General features: G+C 57.0%; 4 protein-coding genes. All 4 read left to right on the top strand.

Features of this window, described 5'->3' with window-relative positions; all coding sequences use genetic code 11:
- The first annotated feature begins 485 nt into the window (after positions 1 to 485).
- The 4 genes from ACQY6Y_RS08625 to ACQY6Y_RS08640 all read left to right on the top strand — a co-directional run bounded on the left by ACQY6Y_RS08625 (position 486) and on the right by ACQY6Y_RS08640 (position 2,302).
- Positions 486 to 974: a plasmid recombination protein gene (locus ACQY6Y_RS08625; RefSeq protein WP_428379972.1), complete on the top strand. Its 489-nt coding sequence runs from the start codon at positions 486 to 488 to the stop codon at positions 972 to 974.
- Positions 975 to 1,108: 134 nt separating this feature from the next.
- The gene (gene relB, locus ACQY6Y_RS08630) at positions 1,109 to 1,345 is read left to right on the top strand and encodes a type II toxin-antitoxin system RelB family antitoxin (protein WP_428379973.1); all 237 of its coding nucleotides are present in this window, start codon (positions 1,109 to 1,111) and stop codon (positions 1,343 to 1,345) included.
- Entirely contained in the window at positions 1,329 to 1,598 is a 270-nt protein-coding gene (locus ACQY6Y_RS08635) for a type II toxin-antitoxin system RelE family toxin (protein ID WP_035138972.1), read from the top strand. Before relB ends, ACQY6Y_RS08635 begins: the two co-directional genes overlap by 17 nt.
- A 62-nt stretch (positions 1,599 to 1,660) precedes the next feature.
- Entirely contained in the window at positions 1,661 to 2,302 is a 642-nt protein-coding gene (locus ACQY6Y_RS08640; RefSeq protein WP_428379974.1) for a Rep family protein, read from the top strand.
- Positions 2,303 to 2,353: the final 51 nt, after the last annotated feature.

The following is a 2,353-nucleotide window of genomic DNA, read 5'->3' on the forward strand; positions in this document are numbered from 1 at the left end:
GCAGATCTAAGCCGACTCGTTCACGGATTGCGGAATTGACGCGACGGCCAACCGAATAGACCAGACTTGATTAAGGGTCGATGGACGCTCTGCTCCATCGACCCTTTCCTTGCCCGTGTCTCGACTGGATGAGACCTGCAGAATCGGGCGGCTCATTATTTTTCGCTAACTACGTCCGAAAAATAATGTGACAAATGACAAATGACAAATGACCACAGGGGGGCGAGGTACTACGACCTCGCCCATGGGAATCCGATATCCGATACCGATACCGACAGTGATTCGTGGGGTGGTTTGGAGGGGCGAAGTCCCTCCATCTCGGCGTAGCCGAGCGGGCAAGGAAGAGGTGCCGCCACCGATGACGCGCAGCAATCTCGACCGCTGGGAGGATTGCGGAGAAGCCCCGCAGGGCACGTCCTTAGCGTAGCTAAGGTCTAACGTGCTAGACTTTAGGCGACTAAAATCTCACGCAAGGCGGTTCAGACATGGCACACATAGCGAAATACAAGGCTCCATCGGTCGGGCACATGCTCGCTCACTACAGGCGCGACCGCAGCAGCCTGGAGCGCGACAACATCGACCCCGAGCGCATCAAGAACGACTTGGTTGTCGGTCACTACACCAACAAGGACGGCAAGCTCGTTGTGGGGCGCGTGGAGCCGCGCGAGGGCGAGCCGAACTGGGGCACGGTGGAGAGCCGCATCGAGCGCGTGAACGAAGCCCAGAAGGCCGCAGGGAAGCGTGCCACGCGCAAGGATGCGGTCGTTATGGCTGACGTTGTTGTGACGCTTCCCGACAATGTGCGCAGGGGCGATGAGGATAGGTTCTTTCGCCTGACGTACTGGTACCTGTCGAAGAAGTTCGGTATCGACAACATGATGGGCGGATACGTCCACAAGGACGAGGTGCTGAAGGACGGCACGCCCGCTCGAATATCTGATGCGCAGGGAGCAGCCAAGGCAACAGAGCCTTAATGACGTGCTGCGCGATGCGCAGCGGGCGGCGGATGCGTGGAACCGCGACCACGCTGCACCGCAGAGGACGTATCGCGGGCGGGCTAGATGATGTGTTATAGTAGTACCTGTAATACACGACAAGGAGGTGCGACATGGCTACCGCGGTCACATCAATGAGGATTCCAACCGAGTTGAACGAGCGCTACAGCCGTCTTGCGAAGGAGACTGGCAGGTCGAGGAGCTTCTACGTTAACGAAGCCCTGCAAGAAGCTATCGACCGTTTCGAGTACGAGTACGGGATTCTCAAGGATATCGAGGACTATCGTGCTGGCAGGCTTGAGACCTACGGCATCGACGAGGTAAGGGCGCACTGTGGCCTGGCGAATTGATTTCACGAGGAACGCCGACAAGGCGATGCGCAAGCTCGATAAGGGCGTTGCCGCGCGGGTGTTTGACGAGCTTGACGAGATAGCGAAGCTCGAAGACCCAAGAAGCAGGGGCAAGGCATTGACGGGAAACTTGGCAGGCGTGTGGCGATACAGGGTCGGTGACTACCGAATCCTGTGCGACATCAATGACGGCAGGCTCGTCATTCTCGTGGTCGATGTTGCGCATAGACGCGAGGTTTACAAGCGCAGATAAAAAAAGAAAAGCCCCAGCAAGCTTGGCGGCAGCAGGGGCATTCGAGACAAGGAGATTATAGCATGGCGGCAAACGCTGGCGAGACGAAGGTGAAGCTCTGGGAGGGCATCTGCTACCCAGAGAACATGCGCGATGACTGGCAGGACGAGATAGACGACATTCTTCAAGTGCCTTTCGCTTATGCGGTTCACGACATAGACCATGACCAGAAGAGCAAGCAGCGCAAGACGCATGCGCACGTCATTGTTGTCTGGGGCGGCAACACGACACGCAAGGCAATCATCAACGTCTTGAACCGATTGAGCGCGGACGGCAAGAAGTGCTGTTCGTCAGCCGAGCCAATCAACAACATCAGGCATGCGTATGACTATCTGATTCACGACACGGCTTCCTGTCGCAAGAAGGGCAAGGAGCTGTATCCGGTCGAAGCACGCATCGAGGGAAACAACTTCGACATTGGTCAGCTCGAACAGCTCTCGACTAAGGACAAGCAGGACATGCTCTTCGAGTTGGTCGGCTTCATCATGTGCGAGAGGTTCGAGACCATCAACGATTTTACGGCTGCGGCGCTGAGGGAGTTTCCCGAGCAGTACCGCGAAATCATCGTGGGGTACAACTCGATTCTCGAGCGCTATTGTCGCGGGAACTATCTGAACGCCGAACGTAAGCGCAAGTGCGTGGAACAGTCAGGTGTCAAAGAGTAGTCGGGTCAATGCAGCAATGCGTGACTACGGGGCGGCGTGGTCTGCGCTCGC

It is taken from the genome of Olsenella sp. Marseille-QA0557 (genome assembly GCF_965119725.1).
Classification (GTDB): domain Bacteria; phylum Actinomycetota; class Coriobacteriia; order Coriobacteriales; family Atopobiaceae; genus Coprovicinus; species Coprovicinus avistercoris.

What these genes read in the sequence shown, in the direction of transcription:
- ACQY6Y_RS08625 (WP_428379972.1), top strand. Translation starts at nt 486, where the DNA reads ATGGCACACATAGCGAAATACAAGGCTCCATCGGTCGGGCACATGCTC.
- relB (WP_428379973.1), top strand. Translation starts at nt 1,109, where the DNA reads ATGGCTACCGCGGTCACATCAATGAGGATTCCAACCGAGTTGAACGAG.
- ACQY6Y_RS08640 (WP_428379974.1), top strand. Translation starts at nt 1,661, where the DNA reads ATGGCGGCAAACGCTGGCGAGACGAAGGTGAAGCTCTGGGAGGGCATC.